This window comes from Bartonella sp. CL70QHWL (assembly GCF_042194855.1).
In the GTDB taxonomy this organism is placed as follows: Bacteria; Pseudomonadota; Alphaproteobacteria; order Rhizobiales; family Rhizobiaceae; genus Bartonella.
Genome location: NZ_JBHINJ010000008.1, coordinates 19,272 through 40,920, shown reverse-complemented (window position 1 = coordinate 40,920; position 21,649 = coordinate 19,272). Strand labels below are relative to the sequence as shown.

The window sequence follows — 21,649 nt, the reverse complement described above, 5'->3', positions numbered from 1 at the left end:
ATCTTCATAAATGCTTTTATTCCAGATATGGAGCACCACCTTGGCGATAGAGTGAAGTTGGAGGCACATAAAGGTTATCAAGGTATATGATGCAGATTATAGCTTACTTCATATTGGTGCACTGTCTTTATTGGGTGATGTTGCAACCTTACAATCTTATTATCAAAGTTTCAGTGCAGAGGATCATTTAGGCTTTGATGAAAATACCCAACAGATTCATCTGAACGTGCATTGGCTTTAGTCAAAGAAGTGGTGAAATCTAAGCAGCTCAGCTACGCTTTAATTAAAAAGTAGCAAAAATATGAGCTATTTAGAAGAAAAACAAAGTTCTTAATAAGGGCCTTTCCAGAGAGGTTGAGTCTCATTCTTGGAAGGAAAAAAATAGCTAAATTTATCGAAACAAAAGATAAGGAATAGCTCCTTAAGAAATATCAAGAAGATCTAAAAAGATTATAGGAGCCAGAGTCTAGTTTAAAGATGCCATCATCAGTTGAGTGAACTCAACAATGGTGGAGTTTTATCCATTGGCGGAAATCTGATGTTTGAAAGAGGCTTTCTTGATATAAAGGTAATATTGTAATAAATAATTATTATAAATCAATATGTTGTATATATTCATTGTTTTGAGATTAATGACCATTGACAAATAATTTTGCACCATTTTCTCTCTTCCAGCTTTTCGTCAATCATCAATGAAAATTTTTTATAATGGAAAGTTCATTGATATATAACTTTTGTATGTCATTATTTTACGCTTAAAAAAATATAAAAATAATGAAATGCAATTGAGTTATCAACTGCTTATTCTTTTCAATTTTTAATCATAAAAAAATCTTTTTATTTATTTTGCTGATAAAAAGAATTAGTTTTTTTCTGGTGATACAAGTGGAGAAATAAGGATTTTAGATATGTTTCGGCGTTCCATTTCAATCACTTTAAAGTGTAAACCATCAGTTTCAAAGCTTTCTCCCTCATTTGGTAAATGACCAAACTGCCAAAGCATAAAGCCTGCCAGAGTCGTATAACGATCTGCTTCATCCACAAGGTTACGCCCAAGATAACCACTTAAACGGCGGATATCAGCATATCCCTCAACAAGAAGACTGCCATTTTCAAGTTGTTCTGCGATCATGAGTTCTTCATCGTCATCAGGAAAGTCTCCTGCAATAGCTTCAAGAATATCGGTTGGTGTTGCAATTCCTTCAAAAGATCCATGCTCATCAACAATAATTGCAAGCTGAATCGAAGAATGACGTAATTGCTCCATCAATCGTAAAACACTTGTGTTTTCATGAACAACGAGGGGTTCTCGCATAGCTTTTTTCCAATTAATCTTTTTCCCCTCAGCCAAATTCAAAAGAAGATCTTTTGTCAACGCAACGCCAACAAATTCATCCACTTTTTCACGCGCAAGAATTAAGCGGCTATGTTTAACCTTTTGTAATTCTTCACGCATTTCATTTTCATCAGCATTTAAATCTAACCATTCAATTTCATTACGCGGCGACATGATAGAGCGAACAGGGCGATCAGCTAAATCGAGAACACCACGAATCATCTCCTTTTCTTCTGGTCTAAACAACTCAGATGCTGCGGCCTGTTCAGCAATAACATCTACAGTCTCAGCAAGGTGACTATCTTTGCTTCCTCCTCCTAAGAGCCTCAAAACAGCATCAGCTGTTCTACTGCGTAGATCATTCGTTTTAATCATTTTTTCACGGTTACGACGTCCAATTTGATTAAAAACTTCGATGAGAACAGAAAAACCAATAGCAGCATACAAATACCCTTTTGGAATATGAAAACCAAACCCTTCAACAATGAGAGTAAAACCAATCATCATCAAAAAACCAAGACAAAGGATTACAATAGTGGGATGACGATTAATAAAACGCATAAGAGCACCAGATCCGCACATCATTACTCCCATAGCAGCTATGACTGCGATATACATAACTGCTGCCTGCTCTTTTGCAATCATACCTGTTGCGGTAATAATACTGTCTAGTGAAAAAACGGCATCCAGCACCACGACTTGGACGATTACTTGCCAAAAAACAGCATAACCAAGGCCTGTTTTTCTTTCATGTGATACCCCTTCTAACCTTTCATGTAATTCTAGCGTTCCCTTTGCTAGCAAAAAGGCTCCACCACCGATTAAAATAAAGCTATGCCAACTAAATACAAAAGATGAAAGTGAAAGAATGACCCTATCGAGTCTCATAACCCATCCAATAACTGTAAGAAGGAAAAGCCGCATAATTAATGCTAAAGTAAGACCTATAAAGCGTGCGCGGTCACGCAAATGCAGTGGCAATTTTTCAGCTAAAATTGCAATAAAGATAAGGTTATCTATTCCTAAAACAATTTCGAGAAAAACCAGCGTGATCAAACCAAACCACGCATGGGGATCAGTGATCCATTCCATCATTCCTTACCTTTTATAAGCTTAAAAGCGCGCGATTGACAAAAAAAATTCATAGGCTTTTATTCGTATATTGGATCATGAACATTGTATGTAAGAAAACTTATATTCAAAGAAAAAAACAACACAATATTGCTTGAATGCATGTGATTGCTGATAAAACAAAATGATGCCCCATCCCGCTTACAACCACAAGAAGGTCCCTCTAAATTTTGCTCGGGCATTATGCTCGATAATCCTCTAACTATAGGTTCTGTGTAACAATCAGAACATTTATTTATAAAGCTTCTTATAATGGGTTTATTTTTATATAAGATCAAGTGGTGAATATCATATTTTTAACCTTACAGACAATGAGTTTATATAACAAACAACAAAATATCTGGACATCCATCCTTAGGAGCGTTATAGAAACGCTCATTCTCGTCTTTTGAGAAGCTTATGGGTGATTAGCTCAGTCGGTAGAGCAGCTGACTCTTAATCAGCGGGTCGTGGGTTCGATCCCCTCATCACCCACCATTCTATTTTATACCGTAAATAACTCATTGATTGCGTAAATTTTTTTTAAGATACGAGTTTCTAAATAAAATTGGGCAGTAGGATTTCCCCATATCTGTTTGTTTAAAAGTGAAGATTGTTGATATAGCTTAGTCATCGGTTTTTGTACTTTTTAGGGGACACAAAAAACTTCCAAAGGACATTTAAAGATCTTTTAATGCGTATTGTTTCTTTTTTTAAAGTCGCAATTGGTAAGGAGAAGCTTCTTACCGACAATTATCTTATTTAAAGGGGTATAAAAATCAACAGTTTTCACTTCTTTTAATATAAATTGATTAAATTTTTTTTGGATTTTTAGCATATTGTTTAAAGACAGAAGAAACTTTGCACTTTAGTTGTATTAGCAGCGTGGATATTTTTTGATAACTCTCCCGCTTAAACAAAAAACTTCTGTAATAATCATCAGTATTCCAAGAGGGTAAATCAAGATAAAATAAAGTATTTAGCGGACATAACAGGAATAAAATTAGATCAGTTTAATTGTTTAAAACTAGTACCTGTTAAACGAAAGACAATAGGCTTTAATGAGGCTTCAAGTTTAAAAATATTAAACTATGAAGTTATGCTATGCTGTCTTTCCGTTAGCTTAACCTCTAAAAATATAAATATTAAGAAAGCCGCTCAGAATCATTATAATATATTGATTTATAATGATTAATTATTCTTTTTTTAAACTTTACTATCATAAACTTCTTTTGTTTCAATCCCTCTTATAATGAATCAATTAAAATTATTATTTTTGCATTATAAATGGGATTAACGTGCGGATAAAGACTATTGAAGAAAAGCATAAAAATGATTCTTATTAACGTTCTTAGGCGCCAAAAATTATCACAACATTGGGAAAATAGTATAATGGTGCAGGCTTACTCTTTTATTAAGTATAAAGATGATGTTGCAACAATGACTTTATTATTATACCATTCACGGGTATTGTTGTGTAATGGGGAAGAGCACTGAGAGAGTTTTCTTAAAAAAAATATGTAAATTGGTAACACGATGGTGTCCTGTTCTTATATAGGCACACAAAAAGAAGTAATTGATAACCTTTTATTTATTCAGGTGGTGTCTTGGGGGCTCTTTTCCAATATTGTTGCGCTTCAAAAATGGCGACCACAAATAATGAAATGATGAGCGGTATAATCAAATAAAACATTCTAAAGACAATAAGTGCTGCAATAACATCGGTTGGATTTATATTGGGCATGCCTGTGATGAAGAGAGCTTCAAGAACTCCTACTCCTCCTGCTGGAGCATTAGAGAGAAGAGTTATCGTAAAAGATGCTAGGAAAACACCAAGAACAGAGATAAAATGAATATCTGCGTTGTGTGGGAGAACAGCATATATAATTCCTGCTGCTCCTAAAAGTTCTAGAGGGCTAATGAGAAGCTGTTGAATAACAATTTTCAGCCGTGGATAGGAAAGTTGAATTTTCTTACCCAAGCGTAAGGGTTTTAACTGAAGCCAGCTGCCAAACGTATAAAGTGCTATACAGCTGAGTAAAATTGCTCCAGCTGCTGTTCCTAGCCATTCAGGAAGTTCTTTATGAATGAGGGTGATAATTTCGGGTTGCAGCACCAAAACGATTCCCAAAAGTAAGATTGTACCGATTACAAAAGTAAAAGAGCAAAAACCTACTAATATTGCGATTTCTGTTCCGTTTAACCCTTTCATTTTATAGGCGCGATAGCGTACAACGGCACCAGAAAAAACTGAAGCACCGATATTGTGTGAAAGAGCATAGGTTGTAAATGAACATATAGCGATAAAAATCCAAGAAATTTTATGGCCTAGATGTTGCAATGCAATTCGATCATATCCAGCAAGAGCAGCATAAGCTAGGAGAGAACATAAACAGGCTAATAACCAGTGCTGTGCATTTAAATTGCTCAAGCGCTCCAATACATCCCCAAATGAAATGGCAGAGAGCTTCATGTAAAGAATTCGAATAGATACCAGCATTGCTAAGATACCAATCAATGGCCATATAAATTGCTTTATTTTCACGATTCTGTATCCATTTTATGTTTTCTGTAAATTTTCATGATTGAGCATATTCCTTACAGATCTTCGTTCTGTTATATACTCTATAATGCCATTGGCAATTTCTTCATCATCTGTTACTACAACATCAGCACCTAAATCAATGAGATATGTTGTTTCTGTGTCGGATAATGCATGTGTGATTATTTGGATATCTTTCTTCATATCACGGATATTCACGATACATTCTCCTACTTCAATGGTACTTCGCATTGTAATAACAACTTTATGTGCATTATTTATATTTGCTGCGTTCATTATTTCTTGTTGAATGATATTGCCGCAAATAGCCTCAAAGCCATCTGCAATCGCTTTATCAGAGAGGCGTTTTGATTCTTCTACGATCACTATAGGTTCACCTCTATTTATTAAAGATAATGCAACACACTTACCGATACGACCATAGCCAATAATTACGATATGGTTATTTTTTAAGGTCATCGGTAAAAAATCTTGGTCAGGATCTTGTGGATCAATATCAATAATTGTTTGGGTATTTTGTGAAGATGCAGAATTTTTTTCTAAACGTTTTTTAATTTTATTACAGGCAATGAAAACAAGAGGATTAAGCAAAATAGAAAAAATTGCTCCTCCAAGAATTAAATCATGAGCGTCATTGTTTAAAAGTCCTAAGCTTAAACTTAAACCAGCGAGGATAAAGGAAAATTCTCCGATTTGGGCAAGGCTTGCAGAAATAGTCAAAGCTGTTGCATTAGAATAGCGAAAAGCCTTAACGATGAAAAAGGCAACAGCAGATTTTCCGATTACGATAATGAATAAGGTTGCTAAGAGAGGGAAAAAATGAGTTAAGAGTTTCTCGGGGTCAAATAACATGCCTACAGAAACAAAAAAGAGAACAGAAAAAGCATCGCGCAGTGGTAAAGATTCTTCCGCGGCACGGTGGCTTAATTCTGATTCGCTCATGACCATACCAGCAAAAAAAGCACCAAGAGAAAGGGAAACACCAAATAAATGAGCAGCTCCGAAAGCTACTCCTAATGCAATAGCAAAGACGCTAAGACGAAATAATTCACGTGATCCCGATTGTGCGCTCATTTTTAAAAGCCATGGGATAACGCGTCGCCCAATGACGAGCATAAGTGCAATAAATACAATTACTTTCAGGATGGTGAGACCAAAAATACCCCAAATACTTAAATCCAACCATTGAACAAGAGGATCCAACGCTTCTTTTTTGGTATTGCTGAGAGCACTTGCCAAGGAAGGGATGAGGACAAGTATAAGGACCATTGCTAAATCCTCAATAATCAACCATCCAACGGCAATGCGTCCTTTTTCTGTTTCAATAAGATGACGCTCTTGCAAAGCACGTAGCAGGATAACAGTACTTGCTATGGATAAAGCAAGACCGAAGATCAAACTACCACTGAAGCCCCATCCCATAATCAGACCAAGGCACAAACCTAGAAAAGTAGAAAATGCCATTTGTGCAATAGCAGCAGGGACAGCAATAGCTTTGACAGATAAAAGGTCTTTTAATGAAAAGTGGAGCCCAACACCAAACATCAGCAAAATAATACCAATTTCAGCAAGTTGATTAATGATGACGGAATCTATTTTAAATCCGCCTGTATTGGGTCCCACAATAACACCAGCTAATAAATAGCCTACAAGTGGTGAAATACGTAAACGGCTCGCAATCATTCCCAAGAGAAATGCTAAACATAAGCCTGCAACAATAGTTGTGATAAGTGGTGTGTCGTGGAGCATGGATTATTTACTATTCTTGATCAAAAAGCGAATGAATGAAAACGACTATATTTCTATGAGAAGAGAGGCGAGATGTACCATACGCATTAAAGGGCATTTTTATTTCACTTTGATATTTGCACGATTATTTCGCTCACGCCACCAATTTCCTAGCAGGAGTAAAATAGGAGCAGCAATAAAGATAGAGGATGATGTTGCAATAATAATCCCAAAGACCATGGGTAATGCAAAATTATGAACAGCACTTCCACCCCATATCGCCATGGGGAGCATCGCAAGAATTGTTGTAGCTGATGTAAAAAAACAACGTACAAGAACCTGATTAATTGACAGATCAATCAGCTCGCGCAACGGCATTTTTTTATAAAGACGCATATTTTCGCGCATCCTATCATAGACGACAACTTTATCATTTATAGAATATCCAACAATTGTTAAGAGCGCAGCGATAGCCGTTAAATTAAAATCAAATTGAAATAAAGCAAAAAAGCCAATCATTTTTGTGGTGTCTAGAATGAGAGTGATAATTGCTCCAACGGCAAAGAACCACTCGAAGCGTAACCATATATAGAGAGACATGGCAATAGCCGCAAGAATAACAGCAGTAAAAGCAGCTGTGGCAAGCTCGCCTGAAATTTTGGGACCCACAACTTCTATTTGATCGAATGTGGTATCGGGATAGATATTTTGTACAGCTGTTTTAACCTTATCAATGGCGATGGTTTGTTGTGCTTCGCTACCGCTTTGTTTCTGCATGCGAATTAATACGGTGTTTTCGTTATCAATATTTTGCAAGGAAACTTCACCAACATTAAGAGTAGAAAGCTTGGAACGCAGAGTTGCTAGATCTGCTGGTGCTTTCGTGGTAATACTCATTTGGCTTCCGCCAATGAAATCAATACCAAAATTCAATCCAGGCTTAAAAAAGAGAAAAACTGAAGCCATTGATAAAACAATTGAGACGCCAATACCAATGAAGCGTGCTTTCATAAAGTGGAAAGTTGTGTTTTGTGGCATGATGTTGAAAGCAGAGTGAATATGCAACTTTTTAATTTTCCATTTACGAACGATCCAAATCATGATGATGCGTACAATGGTGATATTTGTAAACATGGAGATGATAATACCAAGCAACATTGTTACGGCAAAACCACGAACGGGACCGGTGCCGAACCAAAATAGTAAGACAGTCGCTATAATTGCCGTAACATTTGCATCAACAATGGTTGCAAAAGCGTGTTTAAATCCACGATCTAGGGCTGCAAAAGCACCCACACCTTTTCGACTTTCTTCACGGATACGTTCATTGATAAGGATATTAGCATCAACAGCAATACCGATGCCTAAAATAATACCAGCAATACCAGGCAGCGTAAGCGTAGCTCCCAAAAGACTCAGTGCAGCAAATGTTAAAATCGTGTGCAGAGCTAGTGCTATATTGGCAATTAATCCCCAAATACGGTAGAGAAGAAAAATAAAAATTGCAACAAGAATAAAGCCAATTATGCCGGTGTAAAGTCCCATTTGGATGGCATCAGCACCAAGATTTGGGCCTACGGTTCTCTCTTCAATGACCGTGAGTGGTGCGGGGAGGGAACCAGCACGAAGCAGAGCAGCCAGAGTTGAGGCTTCTTTGGGGTCAAAGTTTCCTGTAATTTGACCTTGTCCATTGGGAATGACACTATTGATGGTCGGAGCGGTTAAAACCTTATTATCCAGAACAATGGCAAAAGGACGGTTAATATTTTGTCGTGTTATATCGGCAAATATTTTTGCGCCAGCGGAATCTAGAGTAAATGAAATAATGGAACGTCCTGGTATTTGGGGGTCAAAACCTGCACGGGCATCTTTCAGGACATTTCCATCTAAAGCAATTTGATCATAAATTGCATAATGTTGTGTTGCATCAGTGTATCCAGGGAGAATAGAAACACCTATAGGGGGATTATTGGGATCCACATTAGAAGGAACAAGATGAAAACTCATCTTAGCGGTTGTTCCTAAAAGATCACGCAGTTGTTTTGGATCTTGTAGGCCAGGCAATTGGACCATAATACGATCATTTCCAACCTTTTGGATGGCTGGTTCTGAAACACCAACTTGATCTATACGACGACGGATGATTTCTAAGCTTTGTTCAATAGCATTGCTTACACGGTCTTTTATACCAGCTTCCGTTAATGTGACGCGGAGAGTTTCATTTTGAGCACTGATCGTGATGTTATGTTCTGTTGTGCCAAAGCTACTGTGTATGGGGGTTATTAATGTTTTCAAAGCAGAGAGTGCTTTTTCAGTTTGCGATGGGTCAGAAATAAGGGCAATAACGCTATCTTCAACGATACGCACACTTGAGGTGCGGATTTGTTTTTCACGCAATACATTGCGCACATTGCTTAAAACTATATGTAACTGATCGCGTTTTAACGTTTTGCTATCAACCTCGAGCAGGAGAGAAGAGCCTCCTTGAAGGTCAAGACCAAGTGCTACGCGGGTGTCGGGTAAGAATTTCGAGTTTTTAACTTGTTCTTGTGAAAATAAATTGGGTAAGGCAACATAAATGCTGCTTAAAAGAATAAAACAATAAAGGGTAGTTAACCAACCAGGTGTACGCATGATATATTCCGCTAATAGGCAATCTAACAGTTATTCAAAGTTAAAAGCACAAGTAAAATAAGATGATCGTTTTTATAATTCAAGGAAGAGAATTAAGTATGTTCATTGGGAGGAGCGCGTTTATTTGAGAAATATTGCGTTTTAACGTTACGAAATCGTGTGTCAACAGCTGGAATCTTTATTAAAAAGAAATCCAATGTTAGGATTCTTTGAACGGTTCTCATAAAAATAGATTCTGCATGGGGTGTTACAAGTTTTTTGTTTTCAGTTGTGGTAGCATTCAACTGATCACACTTATTTTGTAAATCAAATCTATTCGTTTTAATGATATTATTGGTGTGTGATTGTTTGATTAAGTAAGCACGCGTTCCTAAGGTACTCGTCAAGAATACACCTAAACTGGATAGAAAAATCCAGGTTGTCAAAGGAAGAAAATCTTCTTTTTTGCAATAAAGGTGCAAAAAAAACATGCTAGAGTGCCTTCGTTAATCTTATTGAGTTCATATTATTTATTATTCTTTTATCTTATTATCAGTATTATAGGATAAGGGAAAGCTTTTATAAGATTATTCTATAAAAGTTGAAAATAGCTGCTTTATACCATATTTAAAAGAGAGGAATAAAATCCTTTTTGTGCTTGTAAGGTAGATATGTATTCATTTTGTAGAAAAAACATCCACATACTTTTCCTCCTTTTGGGGATTATCTTTGTATTTAATTCTGGTGCATGGGGGAATAGGGGGGCACAAAATACAATTGTGGAACAAACGATAGCTTCTTATTCAGTTGATGAAATTATTCAACAACAACTGTTGATTATTGAGACTCTTGAAGAAAATACTGAAACTTTAAAAAGAGATTTTGACAGAAAGCCAGAAGATGAGCGTGCTTTAGAAGAATTGCGGTTACGTGCACAAGATATCAGTGAACGTGCTATTGAGGCAGCATTTGTTTTGCGTCCTCCTCTTAATGAGATTAATACACTTCTTGATCAATTAACGGAGCTCCATCGTGACGTGAAAAAACTGAAAAGCTCAGTGAAGGAATATTCTTACTTGATAGAGCAAAAAGCTAAAATTAACAGTATCGTGCTTCGTTTTGAAGCAATTTTCTTAGCAGCAAATAGAATAGCTGAACTTTCTATTTCTCAATCTCGGGAGCTTTTTAAACGCACGCTTACGTATAGGCTTGAGTTTTCGATTCCGATGGTTAAAAATCTCGCCCAAAAAACAAAAGAGGCTTCATCAGATTTTCTTTTGTTGTTAGATTCTTGGTGGAATTTTATATTTTATTTCAAGTTTTTACAACTATTTCTTTGCTTTTTAATTCCACTTTTTATTACTTTGGGTCTTTCGTATTTTTCTCAAAAAGTTCTTGTTCATGTGTATTGCCACTTTACGAAGTCTAATGAGGAAATATCTTATTTACAACGCTTATTGATTGCCTTTATTTCAGTTCTCTTACCTTCACTTGTATGTATTCTTTGCGTTTATCTTGTGTTATTTTTGTTTCGTAGTTTTAACTTAGATCTAGGTAAGCTTACAACAGTTTTTGATATGATAGGTTGTCAAATTATTTTAGTATTTTTAATCAATCGCTTAGCGATTGTTCTTTTATCATCGAATATGCCCCATGTGCGTCTTCTCAGTGTTGCACCATCATCTGCTTATCAATTAGTGATTTTACTCACTTCTTTAGGGGGTGTTTTGGCATTTGACGCTGTTCTTGATAGTATTTATGAAATCATTTCAGCGCCTCTATCTTTGACAATTGCTAAAAGTTTTATTGCTGTTTTTCTTGTAGCAATATTGCTGTTTATAATATCATTTGTACCTTTGCGGTTTAGACGTAGGCGTTTTCAAGGAGAAAAAAAAGAGCCATACTTTTGTCCATTTTACATACGCATTCCTCTTATTGGCTTGGGATTACTGCTCTTTGTGTTGAATTTTTTAGGTTATGTTGGTCTTGCGCGTTTTATTATGCAGCAAATTATGATTGATGGAGCATTTTTAGTTCTCATGTATTTAGGAATACAAAGCGCTCAAGCACTTGGAACTAAAGACCAATTTATGAAAACAACGGTTGGTCACCTTTTGATGCAGAGGTTTCATTTAGAAGAAAAAACGATGAATCAATTGGGAGTTTTTGTGAGCGTTTTTCTCAATTTATTTGTTGTTATATTTTGTGCAATACCAATTGCTGTACAGTTTGGATTTTCCTATTCTGATTTAAAAGCAGTTTTGTGGCAATCGGTGACCGGTTTTCAGATTGGAAATATTACTCTTTCTTTGATTTCTCTTGTAACAGGAATGATTTCTTTTTGTGTTTGCTGGTTTCTTATTCGCCGATTTATTGGTTGGTTAGATAGTGTGGTGTTGGTTCATGGAGAGTTCGATTCTGGTATACGTAATTCTATCAAAACAGTGATAAGTTATGGAGGCATTGTTGTATCTGCTTTGACGGGATTATCAATGGCAGGTTTGGATCTTAGAAATTTCGCTCTTATTGCTGGAGGACTTTCACTGGGTATAGGTTTTGGTTTACAGAATATTGTCCAAAACTTTGTCTCTGGACTTATTATTTTAGTTGGAAGACCATTTAAAATAGGAGACTATATAGAATCTGGATCAGTAGCTGGTATTGTTAAGCGTATTAGTGTGCGTGCAACGGAACTTGAGACTATTCAGCGTAAGACGATTATTATTCCCAATTCAAGCCTTATTAATAATAATGTTAGTAATTGGACACGACGCAATAAAGTAGGACGAATTGATATACCAGTTATTGTATCATCTAAGGTTACTCCAGAGCATGTTGTTGAAATTTTGTTAGAGATTGCTTCTTCGACAGAAGGCGTTTTAAAAAATCCTATCCCACAGGTGAGTTTTACGGCATTTGATCGTAAGAGTTTTTCCTTTAATTTAGCTATTTATGTGCCTAATATTATTTCACCTTCTCATATAACCAACGCTCTTCGATTTAGCCTATATAAGCGTTTTGCTGAGGAAGGAATCTTAGAATGCTGAAATATACTTATGTTTTGATTACAGTTATTCTGTTAAGTATTTTTACCATAACAGCTTTTGCTGCAACAGTGAAGAATACTGATTTAAAGATACAATCTCTCATTGTTGTTGAAGGAAGTATACCTTCAAAAATTTCTTTAAATACTCATCAAACAATTACAATTTGTATGAAGGGATGTTTTATAACTTTTCCTAATAAAGACCGTTTTGCAATAAAGGCAGATGATAATATAGAAATCAATAGGGGAAGAGCAATTTTTAAATAAAATAATTGAGAATTTTTGTTTGGGGACAAGATTTAGAAGGATAATGATATTGTGCGTAATTAATAATCTCATCCTTTAGAAAATGGTAGAAAAAAGGTATGATTTTAGTATAAAATAGGTGTGATTTTTTATACTATGTAGAATCTACAGTTATGCATTTTTGATGTAAGATTATTGAGGTATTTATAATATTTTTAATGGATATCAATTTTCTAAAAATTATTACATCATTTTTAGAATTTTTTCTCATAAAAAATGCATAAAATGTACTATTTTGTGATTTTTTTGCAGTATTATTGGTACAAAATGTTTTATATTTTTTCCTTTTAAAAATATAATAGGTTTTTTTATTAAATATTTATTATATGAAGTATTGATTATTATAATATTTTAAAATTTATTTGATAATATTAAATTTTGATGTAATGATATATTAGTATAGTGATAGATTTAAATGTAACTATAAAGGAGTACATGCGATTTTGCGGCATAAGATTTTATAAAACTTTGTTTTTCTAAATGTGATTTTTGATTATATTTAAATTTAGCAATGGGGTATAATTTTATGAATACAAAATTTATAACAGCATCTGTTTTTTCGTTAATTTCACCTTCTATAGTACAGGCTGCAGATGTGGTAGCTCACGAAGAGCCAGTACATGTTGCCTCAGAAGTTGTTGCTTCTTCACCTTTTTCTTGGGCAGGTTTTTATTTTGGGGGGCAAGTTGGGGGATTTTCAAGTAAAATTTCTGCAATAACGCCTCATGTTGATATTCCTCTCCATCCTGATGAGGAGAGTAAAAGTAAACCATGGATCCCCATCGAGAAACAGTATCTGCCCGATCTTTCTGGGTTTATAGGTGGTTTTTATGCGGGTGTTAATTTTGATCTCGGTAATAATTTTATTATGGGGGTTGATACGGATATCGTTTTAACGGAAAAAAAGGATACAAAAACAAAATTTCAGGCTGATGAATCGAGTGCTGGTGGGACTGATACTGATGGAAAGGACACTGAAGGATTGGGTACTAAAGAATCGGGTAGTGATACTGATGCAAGTACAGAAAAAAAAAGTCAAAAAAGGGCAAAACTTGTCAGGAGACAGGGTAGAGGCTTTTCTCGTTCTGCTACAGAGGCTAAAGAAGAGAAAGACAGTTTAACTTTTAATCATACGTTAAAACAAAAATGGACAGGTGCTACACGGGTGCGTGTTGGGTTTTCTGCAGGGCGTGTGATGCCTTATATTGCTGGTGGTGTTGCTTATGGACAGTTTCAAGATATTTTGTCGACAGTAATTACGGGAAGTGAGCCATTTAATAGGACATCGGATGTAACAAAAACGATGATGGGTTATACTCTCGGTGGTGGTGTTGATTTTGCAATGACAGACCATTTTGTTGTGCGTGCGGAATACCGTTACTCAGATTTTGGTAAAAAGAAATTTAAAGACGAGATTGAAGTTAAGTATAAGACGAATGATTTTCGCGCAGGAATAGCTTACAAATTCTAGTTTTGTAGGATAAAGGAGCTTAAATTTAAGAGGTCCTATTTCTTTGATAGGGCCTTTATTTTTTAATTTTATGCATTGCAAATACTATTTTATGGTGAAAAAAGGGAGCTTTGACTTTGAGTGAGAATGAGGAGGTAAGGAAGAGTTACTCAGATTCTTAATTGTTAAGAATGAAAAATTTTTAGTTCACGAGGTGTGGTTGAAATATTTGTTAGCAAAGAAGGATTAATTCGTCTTTCATATTATTACAGTTATCATTTTATAATATCGTTATAGAGTTGCAAACAGTAAATTTAAAGAGAGTTTTTACTATCTAAGTAATGAGAAAATAAAGAAAATTCACATAGAGCGATGCGGGCGGCGTGCACGTTTGTGCACCAATTTTTTCTTCCCTTAGAACTCTCTACAATATCATCTGATAGCGCGGTTTATCTTTGTTCTATTTAATAACTCATTGTTTTTATTTTATTTATTAAATTGCCTTTTATATATAATCTTTGTACCAGATGAAAGTGCTCTAAGTGCGATTCAAAAGATGGTTTTTAAAAGGTGGTTCGAAGAACAAGAACACGTGATAGACTGTCTGTCTTATCTGTATCTATCTAAAGGCAAATATGCTGACAAAGCTGGTTTATGGCTTATCAAAACTACACCAGATCAAGGATGATAGTTTTTTAGATTTTACCTCAATAAAAGACGACGAGAAATGGGATTAGGCTCTTGTAGCAAGATACCTTTAAAAGAAGCATGGTTCAAAACTTCAGCTTGTTGTGATCTTTTGGATCAAGGAATTGACCCAATTTGCCGAAAACAAAAAGAAAATTTGCGTCGGGCAGGGGTGGTATTTCTTTACGAGAAATTGCCTCCAGTGCGTTTTAAGCAAAAAAACGAATTGAAAAATGAAGGAAAAGCAGCAAGGTGGCTAATACCTCTTGAGTAACATGTTTTTCCTAAATTTGATGATACGCCAATTACTGAACTGACGCAAATTGATATAAAAGGATGCATTTCTCCCATTTGGAAGACAAAAAACGAAACAGCAAGTAAAACTCTATCCCACTTGAATATAGCTATAAAACATGCGGCGGCACTTGGTATAGATGTGGATATGCAATTAAAAGCAAAAGCTTTATTAGAAAAGTTTATTCAAAATACCAAAAATATCCAGCAATGCCATGGAAAAAATGCCTAAGTTTTTTCAATCTTAAAATGATGAGCTTGTATCAAATCTAGCCTTAACACTTCTTATTTTGACGGGGGGAGGGCGTTCTATTCCAATCAGGCATATTCGGTCAGAAGAGATTTATAGATCAATATGGATTATCCCAAAAGAAAATATGAAGAGAATTGTTGGAAAGGTTTCTGACTTTCATGTGCCGCTTACAGCTGAAGCGCTTGCTGTTATTGAAAAAGCAAAAAAATGTTTTTTTATTTGCTGAGAGTTCTGGAAAGCCTATATCGGATGTAGCACTTTCTAACTTCATGAAAGACAAAGGTTTTGATTATAGACTTCATGGTTTCAGATCGATTCTGCGGGACTGGATAGCAGAGACAACGTCAACATCATTTGAAATTGCAGAATCTGTTCTTGCGTATTCAGTTGAGAAGTCAGTGACAAAGGCTTACATGCGGACGGATTTTTTAGAACAGCGCCGTGTCCCCTTAGAACAATGGGCGTCTTTTATATCAGGAGAGGCTTGATAATATGTCTATTATCAAGTCAGGTGTCTAAGAAACACTTAAGCGATTAGCGGATAGATTACGATATAATCTCTCATTCCTTGTGTTAAAAGCGGGGAAGGGTAAAGCTTTCAGTTTTTGGTTAGTCACTGTTTTAAACGTGCACAGACATTGTCTATCACATCCATAAGACGAGCAAAATCAAGGATAAGCAAAAAGAGGATGAATACAATCCATTTTGTATAACGTGACATCACTTTTACACTTTTGTAGGTCATGATGATTTCTTGAAGGATTTTTTTTCTGCTTCTGTAATTTCTATATCGTCTTGTGTTTTTTTTCTAACCATGTTTCCAACCACACAAGCGTTCACCTAGATTATTGTGCTTTAAGATCTCTCTGGCTAAGTTTAAACTGAAGGCGTTCAGATCTTGCTGGCTTAAATAAATTGGCAACCAGCCAACACAAGAAGAAACATATTTATTTGTCGCGCAACCAGTCAGAGAGAGCAGCACGCACATCAGCATCACTTTTTTGATTAACTTCACTTTCCACCTCCAGCCGTGTTGTGGCTGCTTTTAAAGCTTTTTCTGTTTGCTTTTGTTGCTCTGCTTTTTTCCCAAGAGTAAAAGCTCTTGCCAAGGCAATAAAAAAAGCGGCTAAAGCCGCACCTGTTAGCATCAGATTTCTTTTCATCCATAAGATCATAGACGATGCTCCTGAAAGCGTTTAGCAACAAAGAAAATACCAGCACATGCGGCTAAAATCATAATGGTGGCCAAAGCCCATTGGATTGGTCCATTTCCTGCTAATAAGCCTCCAAGCCCAGAAAAAGAACCAATAATCGGTGCAAGGGCTTCGGCTTTGAAAACCCCCGTTGATGCTTGCGTTTCTACTGTTTGATAATTGGAGGAAACAAAAGCCCCTTTCGCCCATAAGCCTGTTTCTGCCGCACGCCGGTGTGCTAGACCTTCAAGACGCTTACCGCCTGCTTTGGTCCATTTCTGTAGCTCGGCAGGGACAGCTTCATATTCACCTTGATTGAGCTTTTTTAACAGTGTCGAGTTACAAAAGGCTCCTGTTCCTACATTATAGCAAAAGGACACTAACGCCGCGAATTGTTCATCCGTTAATGAAACTGTAACCGCGCGTTCAACAGCATTATCAAATTGTCTTAAGTCTTGGCAAAGAAGTTCTTCTGCTTGCTTTTCAGTGATTGTCATGCTTTTGTGAACAAAAGGTTTTCCAGCACTGTTTGTATGTCCATAACCTATTGTCCACACCCCAATGGCATTTTTATAGGCGTTCAAACGCAAACCTTCCCATTGTTTAATAAGTGCTAGTCCTTCTGATGATATTTTTTGCATGTGATTCTCCATAAAAAAAGCTCCGCAAAAAGCAGAGCTGGATTAAAAAATTGACATCTTTCTCATTCGGAAAGATAGCTTGTTAAAATCTATGTAGCATATAAACACAGATGTTTGTTGTCAAAAAAACACTATATTTTATAAAGTGGTTAGATTCATTAAAAGACAAACAAGCGCAAAAGAAGGTTGCTGCACGTATTTTTCGCCTTGAATATGGTCTTTTAGGTGATATGAAATATTTTCGTGAAATTGGAGAATTAAAACTAAATCACGAACCAGGCTATCGTGTTTATTTTTTCAAATAAAGATAAAGAGATTATCTTATTACTGAATGTTGGTGATAAATCTATACAACAAAAGGATATCGAAAAAGCTCTTCAATTAGTAAAGAAAATAAAACATGGAAATTACTAAATTTGATGCAAGTGAATATTTTAATACACCTAAAGATTTTATTAGAGGATGCCTTCATAGGAGCAAAAAAATCTAACAGATATGTCTTATAAACAAGCCAAGATCGCTTTGTTTTCTTTGAAAAAAAAGCAATGCTCGCAAATGAATCAAGCACAATAAGAGCAACAAACGGCGGTGTGAGATGGACAAAGAACAGCAGAATGTTTTCAAGCAAGGTTAGGGAAAGTCACCGCATCTAATGTCTACAACGTACTCAGTAAGACAGCAAAAGGTTTGCCTACAAGCAAATATGAAGACTACAAAACGAAACTCATGACAGAACGCTTAATAGAGGAAATAAGTCAATCTTATACAACACCTGCTATGCAATGGGGCATTGAACATGAAGAGAATGCCTTAAGAGAATATGAATTCATTTATGACGCAGAAGTCACAAGATGCGGGTTTATCCCACACCCAAAAATGGAAATGGCGGGGGCTAGTCCTGATGGGTTGATTGGAGAGGACGGTTTAATCGAAGTCAAATATCCACAATCAACCACGCATTTGCGTTTTTTTATGTATGACGAAATCAAACCAGAATATCACGCACAAATGCAATTCCAAATGGCATGCACTGGACGCAAATGGTGTGATTTCATGAGCTATAATCCAAACTTTGTAGGCAAATCTACTGGTTTGAGAATGAAAATAGAACGCATTCTCCGTGATGAGAAACACATTGAAGAGATTAATAAAGCGGTCGAAATCTTTTTAGGGGAAATAGAACAAGAGATGCAAAAGATTTTGACAAAAGCCGCTTAAACCTATGGGGGTGCTCTCTCCTTCTCCTCTTTCCTAAGCACCCCCACCCATTTAATTAATATAAAAAAGAGAAAGGTAATGAGATGATATTTGATGATGGAGATAGATGGGAATTTTAAAATAATATAAGATAAAGTTCTTATATTATTTTAAGAATATAATTATTATGTAACGACACGTGAGTGTGTACAGCTTTTTAGTGTATCCACAACAACGATTCGCAATTGGGTGCTTCAAGGGGGTGTTTCTCGGAGCCATATAAGCTAGGGAGAGCAGTGAGGTGGAGAAAAGAAAGAGATCTTAACCTTCACTCCAAAGAAAAATAAGGAGCAAATAAAAACAAATTAGATAAAATTATATAAACTGTAGAAGGTGGTCTAAAAATGGCTATTTAAAGAAAAAATCTATATATTTGAATATATTAAAGATACAAAATGGTGCCCAAAAGAGGACTCGAACCTCCACGCCTTACGGCACAGGTACCTGAAACCTGCGCGTCTACCAATTCCGCCATCTGGGCTCATAAAATTCATCTAAGCGCATGACGCAATTCTGTCAATAAAATTATAGAATTTATTTTTTCAGCTTAAAACGATTGAATTGAATTTTTGGGGAGATCATGATTTTAGAAGTTTAAGGTGTGAGGACTTTCTTTGATAAAATTGTTGAATCCGGATTAAATGTGTAAATAATAGGAATACCGGTCGCTAATTCTTGAGATATAATTTCCTCACCGGAGAGACCTTCAAGCGCCATAATAAGAGCACGAAGAGAATTTCCATGCGCTGCGATTAAAACAGTTTGGGAGCGCAAAATATGAGGCTGGATATGGTAAAGATAATAAGGCCAGATGCGCGCACCGGTGTCGCGTAGGCTTTCTCCATTCGGGGGTGCAATTGTGTAGGAGCGGCGCCACATTTGCACTTGCTCTTGCCCCCATTGTTGGCGTACTTCATCTTTATTTAAACCAGAAAGATCACCATAATTACGTTCATTTAATGCAGGATTTTTTATCACTTCTAAATCTGATTGTCCCATTTGCTCTAAAATGTGCTGAGCGGTTTTTTGAGCACGCTGTAAGGCTGATGTATAAGCGATATCAAACTTCAAACCATATTCTTTTAGTTTTTTTCCTGCTGCTATCGCTTCGGCATGACCTTTTTCTGTTAAATCAGGATCTTTCCAACCGGTAAAAAGGTTTTTGAGATTCCATTCACTTTGTCCATGACGAATTAGTGTAAGTATGCGTCCCATTATGAATTGCCTCTATTCTATTGATTGTTTAAAATTCATTGTTCAATCCCAAAACATCGAACATTGAATAAAGACCGCTTTCATGATTTTGTGCCCATAAAGCTGCTTTTAATGCGCCATTGGCAAAGATAGAGCGTTCTTGCGCTGTATGTGAAAGAACAATGCGCTCATTGGAGCCGGCAAAAATGACACTGTGTTCTCCAACAACTGTCCCACCACGTGAACAGGAAAAGCCAATGGTGCCTTTTTTGCGTTTACCTATATGACCATTGCGTTCGTTGACACGCACATTTTTAAGCATAACATTGCGCCCTTCAGCTGCTGCTTGGCCAAGAAGAAGGGCTGTTCCAGAAGGGGCGTCAACTTTGTTAGCGTGATGCATTTCATAAACTTCGATATCAAAATCATCGGCTTCTAATGCTTTAGCGGCTTTCTTTACAAGGTTGGCTAAAAGATTTATTCCAAGGCTCATATTTCCGGATTTGACAATTGTTGTATATTTCGCAAAATCTGCAATTTTTTCTTCTTCTGTTTTGCTAAATCCTGTGGTGCCAATAATATGGACAAGGCTTTTTTGAGCAGCGTAGTTAGCATAAAGAATACTGGCTTCTGGTTGTGAAAAATCTAAAATACCTTCTGTATTAGAAAAGGCATTTTCGGGATCGTCAGTGATACCAATCCCAAGAGAATCTGAACCAATTAAGGCACTGGCATCTTTTCCTACAAACGGTGAGCCTTTGCGTACAAGAACAGCACAAAGCTCTACATCTTTCCTCTGCTGGATTGCTGTAATGAGTTCACGTCCCATTCTTCCATTTGCACCAACAACTGTAAGGCGCATTTTTATCTCCTTATAATACTTTACTGTGCAGTATAGGCAAATTCTTGCCTTCTTTCCAATGGTTCTTTTTCTTTATAGAAAAAATTTTTTCCTGCTTTAATTTATCTTGTTGTGCTGTAAAACACTGTTGTTTAGAGCAAGTGATATAAGATCTGCAAATTTAAATAGAGATGTTTTTCGTTAGAGTGTGTGATGAATATTCCTAAGTAAGGTTTGCTTATGTCACCTAAAGGAGATTGTGTATTACTTTACGCTTTTGTTTCTTTCGTTCTTTAAGGGGGGAGCGTTCTTCATGCAAAACAAGATCTCCAAAACAAAATACACCTATGTTGTCAATTCATGCGCTTTTCTTAAAGAAATATTTATCAATTCTTCTAAACTTATTTTATGATAGTGCTCGTGAGTGGTATCACGAGAGAGTATCCATGAATAATATAACATCTATTCTGCGCCACTATCTTTATGCTTCATAAATAGAGAAAATTAGCATTATCATACGTTTTGTTAGCCTTTAATGTTTTAATAATTCTTGGCACTTAGGCATTTTCATTCTTTTCTTTAATATTCTTTCATTTACCAATTCCATTTGTGACGCATAAGAAAGCGATTTTGATTGTTTTAAATGTGATGAAGGTAATGAGAAAAAGGTATTTGGAATTGATGATTAAAGTAAAAAAACGATTATTTATCATTGTATATCAATATGTTATCCATAAATAAAATCACGTAAAAAGGGGATAAAAACAAGGGGCTAACAAGAAGTTGGATTGTTTTCACACGAGAGTTGGTCGGATTCTTCATCTTTTAGGAAAGTCAGTTTAAAAAATTGTTATGTTGTAAAAACGCATGATGAGGATTTTTTTATTATAGAGCAAATAGTATATATGTTATGCAACGCGTTTTTTCATATATTGGGGAGACTTGAGGATAACATGCGTTAAGTATTGTTATTTTATTTGCCTAGCTTCTAATGATGCTACAGCTCTTGTATTTAAAGAGAGTCGTTAAAATGCTTTCTTAAATATTTTTTATTCCTGTGCTAATCTTTTTTTGTGACACGATAAGAAAGTATTTTTTTTGATTCAATTATAATGGGTCTTATTCCCTGTTGAATAC

Annotated in this window: 16 protein-coding genes, 2 tRNA genes and 3 pseudogenes; 10 read left to right on the top strand and 11 right to left on the bottom strand. The window is 35.9% G+C overall.

The features are described 5' to 3' along the window. Positions 1-67: 67 nt before the first annotated feature. A complete protein-coding gene (locus ACFIJZ_RS05115) occupies positions 68-241 on the top strand; it encodes a DUF6990 domain-containing protein (protein WP_375631244.1) in 174 nt (57 codons plus the stop codon). Positions 242-862: 621 nt separating this feature from the next. On the opposite strand, the gene ACFIJZ_RS05110 is transcribed toward ACFIJZ_RS05115, so the two are convergent. Further along, complete coding sequence (locus ACFIJZ_RS05110) at positions 863-2,431, bottom strand: TerC family protein (RefSeq protein ID WP_273790694.1); 1,569 nt, start codon at positions 2,429-2,431, stop codon at positions 863-865. Positions 2,432-2,868: 437 nt separating this feature from the next. On the opposite strand from ACFIJZ_RS05110, the gene ACFIJZ_RS05105 reads away from it, so the two are divergent. Next, positions 2,869-2,944, top strand: a tRNA-Lys gene (locus tag ACFIJZ_RS05105). A gap of 1,093 nt (positions 2,945-4,037) precedes the next feature. On the opposite strand, the gene ACFIJZ_RS05100 is transcribed toward ACFIJZ_RS05105, so the two are convergent. From ACFIJZ_RS05100 to ACFIJZ_RS05085, 4 genes are all read right to left on the bottom strand, one after another. Then, a complete protein-coding gene (locus ACFIJZ_RS05100) occupies positions 4,038-4,991 on the bottom strand; it encodes a YbhN family protein (protein ID WP_273790695.1) in 954 nt (317 codons plus the stop codon). 15 nt (positions 4,992-5,006) lie between these two features. After that, positions 5,007-6,758: a YbaL family putative K(+) efflux transporter gene (gene ybaL / locus ACFIJZ_RS05095; protein ID WP_375631222.1), complete on the bottom strand. Its 1,752-nt coding sequence runs from the start codon at positions 6,756-6,758 to the stop codon at positions 5,007-5,009. 99 nt (positions 6,759-6,857) lie between these two features. Next, on the bottom strand, positions 6,858-9,371 hold the full coding sequence (gene secD, locus ACFIJZ_RS05090; protein WP_375631221.1) for a protein translocase subunit SecD: 2,514 nt from the start codon (positions 9,369-9,371) through the stop codon (positions 6,858-6,860). 92 nt (positions 9,372-9,463) lie between these two features. Then, on the bottom strand, positions 9,464-9,841 hold the full coding sequence (locus ACFIJZ_RS05085; protein ID WP_375631220.1) for a hypothetical protein: 378 nt from the start codon (positions 9,839-9,841) through the stop codon (positions 9,464-9,466). Between the two features lie 180 nt (positions 9,842-10,021). On the opposite strand from ACFIJZ_RS05085, the gene ACFIJZ_RS05080 reads away from it, so the two are divergent. The 5 genes from ACFIJZ_RS05080 to ACFIJZ_RS05060 all read left to right on the top strand — a co-directional run bounded on the left by ACFIJZ_RS05080 (position 10,022) and on the right by ACFIJZ_RS05060 (position 15,874). Beyond that, positions 10,022-12,397 (top strand): mechanosensitive ion channel domain-containing protein, encoded by a 2,376-nt coding sequence (locus ACFIJZ_RS05080; protein ID WP_375631219.1) that lies wholly within the window; start codon positions 10,022-10,024, stop codon positions 12,395-12,397. Further along, entirely contained in the window at positions 12,391-12,663 is a 273-nt protein-coding gene (locus ACFIJZ_RS05075; protein WP_273790700.1) for a hypothetical protein, read from the top strand. Before ACFIJZ_RS05080 ends, ACFIJZ_RS05075 begins: the two co-directional genes overlap by 7 nt. A gap of 565 nt (positions 12,664-13,228) precedes the next feature. Next, complete coding sequence (locus ACFIJZ_RS05070) at positions 13,229-14,173, top strand: outer membrane protein (RefSeq protein ID WP_375631218.1); 945 nt, start codon at positions 13,229-13,231, stop codon at positions 14,171-14,173. A 970-nt stretch (positions 14,174-15,143) separates the two neighbouring features. Next, on the top strand, positions 15,144-15,365 hold the full coding sequence (locus ACFIJZ_RS05065; protein ID WP_375631243.1) for a hypothetical protein: 222 nt from the start codon (positions 15,144-15,146) through the stop codon (positions 15,363-15,365). A 179-nt stretch (positions 15,366-15,544) separates the two neighbouring features. Beyond that, complete coding sequence (locus ACFIJZ_RS05060; RefSeq protein WP_342753367.1) at positions 15,545-15,874, top strand: hypothetical protein; 330 nt, start codon at positions 15,545-15,547, stop codon at positions 15,872-15,874. Positions 15,875-15,999: 125 nt separating this feature from the next. Here the strand turns inward: ACFIJZ_RS05060 and ACFIJZ_RS05055 are convergent. The 3 genes and pseudogenes from ACFIJZ_RS05055 to ACFIJZ_RS05045 form a co-directional block, all read right to left on the bottom strand. Continuing rightward, positions 16,000-16,202 (bottom strand): annotated as a pseudogene (locus ACFIJZ_RS05055) (hypothetical protein). A gap of 131 nt (positions 16,203-16,333) precedes the next feature. After that, a complete protein-coding gene (locus tag ACFIJZ_RS05050) occupies positions 16,334-16,561 on the bottom strand; it encodes a hypothetical protein (protein ID WP_375631217.1) in 228 nt (75 codons plus the stop codon). Beyond that, positions 16,558-17,220 carry a lysozyme gene (locus ACFIJZ_RS05045; protein ID WP_375631216.1) on the bottom strand — a complete coding sequence of 221 codons (663 nt, stop codon included), beginning with the start codon at positions 17,218-17,220 and terminating at the stop codon, positions 16,558-16,560. The genes ACFIJZ_RS05050 and ACFIJZ_RS05045 overlap by 4 nt, the downstream gene beginning before the upstream one ends. A 110-nt stretch (positions 17,221-17,330) precedes the next feature. Here ACFIJZ_RS05045 and ACFIJZ_RS05040 point away from each other — a divergent pair, with 110 nt between their 5' ends. The 3 genes and pseudogenes from ACFIJZ_RS05040 to ACFIJZ_RS05030 all read left to right on the top strand — a co-directional run. Further along, on the top strand, positions 17,331-17,525 hold the full coding sequence (locus ACFIJZ_RS05040) for a hypothetical protein (protein WP_375631215.1): 195 nt from the start codon (positions 17,331-17,333) through the stop codon (positions 17,523-17,525). 295 nt (positions 17,526-17,820) lie between these two features. Continuing rightward, a pseudogene (locus ACFIJZ_RS05035) lies at positions 17,821-18,438 on the top strand (lambda exonuclease family protein); the annotation flags it as partial. A gap of 165 nt (positions 18,439-18,603) precedes the next feature. Beyond that, a pseudogene (locus ACFIJZ_RS05030) lies at positions 18,604-18,786 on the top strand (helix-turn-helix transcriptional regulator); the annotation flags it as partial. A gap of 87 nt (positions 18,787-18,873) precedes the next feature. On the opposite strand, the gene ACFIJZ_RS05025 reads toward ACFIJZ_RS05030, so the two are convergent. The 3 genes from ACFIJZ_RS05025 to dapB all read right to left on the bottom strand — a co-directional run bounded on the left by ACFIJZ_RS05025 (position 18,874) and on the right by dapB (position 20,533). Next, positions 18,874-18,958 (bottom strand) — tRNA-Leu (locus tag ACFIJZ_RS05025). Between the two features lie 113 nt (positions 18,959-19,071). After that, the gene (locus tag ACFIJZ_RS05020; RefSeq protein ID WP_273790707.1) at positions 19,072-19,692 is read right to left on the bottom strand and encodes a 2,3-bisphosphoglycerate-dependent phosphoglycerate mutase; all 621 of its coding nucleotides are present in this window, start codon (positions 19,690-19,692) and stop codon (positions 19,072-19,074) included. A 28-nt stretch (positions 19,693-19,720) separates the two neighbouring features. Continuing rightward, positions 19,721-20,533: a 4-hydroxy-tetrahydrodipicolinate reductase gene (dapB, locus tag ACFIJZ_RS05015; protein ID WP_375631214.1), complete on the bottom strand. Its 813-nt coding sequence runs from the start codon at positions 20,531-20,533 to the stop codon at positions 19,721-19,723. Between the last annotated feature and the right edge of the window lie 1,116 nt (positions 20,534-21,649).

Excerpts from the sequence above, each read along its gene's own strand:
- ACFIJZ_RS05110 (WP_273790694.1), bottom strand. The coding sequence starts at position 2,431 with ATGATGGAATGGATCACTGATCCCCATGCGTGGTTTGGTTTGATCACG.
- ybaL (WP_375631222.1), bottom strand. The coding sequence starts at position 6,758 with ATGCTCCACGACACACCACTTATCACAACTATTGTTGCAGGCTTATGT.
- secD (WP_375631221.1), bottom strand. The coding sequence starts at position 9,371 with ATGCGTACACCTGGTTGGTTAACTACCCTTTATTGTTTTATTCTTTTA.
- ACFIJZ_RS05085 (WP_375631220.1), bottom strand. The coding sequence starts at position 9,841 with ATGTTTTTTTTGCACCTTTATTGCAAAAAAGAAGATTTTCTTCCTTTG.
- ACFIJZ_RS05080 (WP_375631219.1), top strand. The coding sequence starts at position 10,022 with ATGTATTCATTTTGTAGAAAAAACATCCACATACTTTTCCTCCTTTTG.
- ACFIJZ_RS05075 (WP_273790700.1), top strand. The coding sequence starts at position 12,391 with ATGCTGAAATATACTTATGTTTTGATTACAGTTATTCTGTTAAGTATT.
- ACFIJZ_RS05070 (WP_375631218.1), top strand. The coding sequence starts at position 13,229 with ATGAATACAAAATTTATAACAGCATCTGTTTTTTCGTTAATTTCACCT.
- ACFIJZ_RS05060 (WP_342753367.1), top strand. The coding sequence starts at position 15,545 with ATGTGCCGCTTACAGCTGAAGCGCTTGCTGTTATTGAAAAAGCAAAAA.
- ACFIJZ_RS05050 (WP_375631217.1), bottom strand. The coding sequence starts at position 16,561 with ATGATCTTATGGATGAAAAGAAATCTGATGCTAACAGGTGCGGCTTTA.
- ACFIJZ_RS05045 (WP_375631216.1), bottom strand. The coding sequence starts at position 17,220 with ATGCAAAAAATATCATCAGAAGGACTAGCACTTATTAAACAATGGGAA.
- ACFIJZ_RS05040 (WP_375631215.1), top strand. The coding sequence starts at position 17,331 with ATGTTTGTTGTCAAAAAAACACTATATTTTATAAAGTGGTTAGATTCA.
- ACFIJZ_RS05020 (WP_273790707.1), bottom strand. The coding sequence starts at position 19,692 with ATGGGACGCATACTTACACTAATTCGTCATGGACAAAGTGAATGGAAT.
- dapB (WP_375631214.1), bottom strand. The coding sequence starts at position 20,533 with ATGCGCCTTACAGTTGTTGGTGCAAATGGAAGAATGGGACGTGAACTC.